The 1852-nt window shown below is 48.6% G+C and carries 1 protein-coding gene; it reads right to left on the bottom strand.

Going from position 1 to position 1852, the window contains the following annotated elements:
- Positions 1-196: 196 nt before the first annotated feature.
- A partial coding sequence (locus tag KDK17_RS06205) for a WD40 repeat domain-containing protein (protein WP_257287613.1) occupies positions 197-1852 on the bottom strand: 1656 nt, incomplete at its 5' end.

The raw sequence follows: 1852 nt of genomic DNA on the forward strand, positions 1-1852 counted from the left end.
TCACTCTAAAGTTGTTATTCGTCCTGATTTTGAAACGACATTCAAAATGGATGTGACGAGTTGGACCCGGTTTTGGAATAAAAGTTCATAAGATGTTGGTAAGCGCAACGAACACTGTTTCTGTCTTTCGGCACAAGCAGAGTGGCGTCACTCAGCGGCGGTCCTCTGCGTGACCCGCATCAGGTTCCGGGCTTCGTCAATCACCACCAGTCTGTGCCGATTCAGGTGAAGCCAGAGAACCCCTTACTTCAGTGATTTTCGCCGTGCCATCGTCACTGGCGGTGACCACATGGCAACAATCGGCACTGAAGCTGGCTGAGTTGACTTCACCCTGATGTGAAATGGAAGCTTTCACTACCCATGATCCATCGAGCTGCTGGCCAATGATTTTCGCTGTTTTATCTTTACTGGCGGTTACCACATGACGACTATCAGTGCTAAAGACGGCTGAATTGACCTCGCCGTCATGAGTAATGGAGGCCTTTTCATTCCAGACTCCGTCCTTAAGGCCGTAGATTTTCACCGTTTTATTTTGACTGGCGATCAGCAGATGGCGGCTATCAGCGCTGAAAGTAACTGATGGTACCGAACTGCCATGACGAATGGTGGTTTTTGATTCCCATGATCCATCGGCCTTCAGACCGTAGATTTTCGCCGTACCATCGACACTGGCAGTCACAATATGGCTGCCATCGGTGCTGAAGTCGGCTGAAGTGACCCAAGAAGAATGGCGAATGTCAGCCTTTAGTTCCCAGGATCCATCGGTCTTATGGCCATAAATTTTCACCATGTGGGTGCCATCGCGGTTGGAGGGGGTATCGTTGAACCTACCGTACTCAGGCATTACACCAACGGTCAGCACATGGGTGCCATCGTAGCTGAAGGTGGCTGAAGTAGCATGATTGTCATAGGGAACAGTAGCATTCTCCAGCCATGATCCATCTTCCTCCTGGCTAAGGATTTTCACCCCATTAGCGCTACCGGTGCAGGTTATCACATAGCACCCATCAACGCTGAAGGTGGCTGAGCAGACTGAACCTCGATGGGAAATGCTGGCTTTTGGTACCCAGGATCCATTGGCCTCCAAACCGTAGATTTTCGCCGTGCGACCATAACTGGCGGTCAGCAAAAGAGTGCTATCGGGACTGAACGTGGCTGAGCTGACCGGACGATCATAGGTAATGGTCTCCTTTTCTTGCCAGGATCCATCGGCCTCCAAACTGTAGATTCTCGCCGTGCAATCATAACTGGCAGTGACCAGATGATTGCCATCAGGGCTAAAGGTGGCTGAGTTGATAAGATCGGTATGAAAACAGCTGGTTTTTACATACCATGACCCATTGATGTCCTGACCAGAGATTTTCGCTGTATCTTCACCAAAAGCAGAACTCACGGTCACCACGTGGCGGCCATCGCCACTAAAGGTGGCTGATCTAATCTCGCCACCATGAGAAATCTCGCCTTTTCCAACCCATTCAAATGTTTCACATTTAGACATCAGTTCAGTGATGGTGAAATAGAAAATAGCGGGAAATTGATCACTCTTTCGGCGTTGTATAAGTGACTTTATTAGCACCTCATCATTCGTAAACTGCCCTAACCAGTCGCTGAGTTGGTTGTTATCTTTTGTACTGATGACTCTCTTGAGTTGAGCCTGGAGTGCTGAAGGAAACCGCTGATACCAAGCCTTCGCCAGAGCATCACCTTCTTTGATAGCATTGTAGAACTTGGAGCATGTCCGTTTTAAAAGGGCTACCGCTGGAAGATTCAGAGAGTCAATGACTTTATACTTTATCTCTAAGGGCAGTTGCTCCAATAAAGATTCACACTGGTAAGATGCAGTGATCTCCCT

This window comes from Endozoicomonas sp. SESOKO2, from assembly GCF_024606245.1.
In the GTDB taxonomy this organism is placed as follows: domain Bacteria; phylum Pseudomonadota; class Gammaproteobacteria; order Pseudomonadales; family Endozoicomonadaceae; genus Endozoicomonas_A.